Source organism: Flavobacterium tibetense (assembly GCF_003293845.1).
Classification (GTDB): domain Bacteria; phylum Bacteroidota; class Bacteroidia; order Flavobacteriales; family Flavobacteriaceae; genus Flavobacterium; species Flavobacterium tibetense.
Genome location: NZ_QLST01000053.1, coordinates 1 through 740 on the forward strand (window position 1 = coordinate 1; position 740 = coordinate 740).

2 protein-coding genes are annotated in these 740 nt (G+C 44.3%); both read right to left on the reverse strand.

From position 1 onward, the window contains the following. Positions 1–543: MFS transporter (locus tag DPN68_RS13065; protein ID WP_113990051.1), on the reverse strand; the 543-nt coding region annotated here is incomplete at its 3' end. Then, positions 470–740, reverse strand: a 271-nt coding sequence (locus DPN68_RS13280) for a hypothetical protein (RefSeq protein ID WP_204673667.1), incomplete at its 5' end; no start/stop codon positions are given. The genes DPN68_RS13065 and DPN68_RS13280, both read right to left, overlap by 74 nt.

The window sequence follows — 740 nt, forward strand, 5'->3', positions numbered from 1 at the left end:
AAGGATTGCACCCACAATATCTAACAATATAATTGCATTAAGAGGCCAAACAGCATATAAAAACGCTGCGGCAGCTGGACTGATAATCGCACTTACTGCTTGCATGGTCTGCGTGTAACCAGCGCATTTTGTAAGTTCCTCTTTTGGCACAATCATAGGTGTTGCTGCGCTGAATGCTGGAGAATGAAAAGCAGTTCCCGCACTTCGGATTAACAGGACAACCATAATAGACCATACGGGCAATTCCATGTAAAACGCCACCAGCGCCAGAATACCGCCAGCGGCGGCAATTATCAAATCCGCACCAATCATTACGCTTTTACGGCTGTGCCGGTCAACAAAAGCACCTGCAAACGGGCCTAAACAGGCTTGCGGCAAAAATCCAATCAGTGTTGCCGCCGTCAATATGATTGCAGAATTAGTTTTCGCAACCAAATAAAAGATAATGGCCATTTGCAAAATACCGCTGCTAATAAAGGATATTGCTTGTCCGGCAAGAAGTGTAAAATAAGTTTTTCTCCATGAATTGTTGTTTTGGGTCATAATGCGAACCTCCTTTTTTATTGCATTGTTCCTTTGTTTCTGCAATAAAAAGCAGGCGTTGTCCCACAGAGAGGGCAGACGCCTGCATAACAACAAAGCACGAAAAAACACCACGATACAGTTCAAAGACTGCTCGTGTCAAACCTACGTGTTCCTTTGCATACGCACGCAAAAAAAGCCCACCATCATGTGGAAAG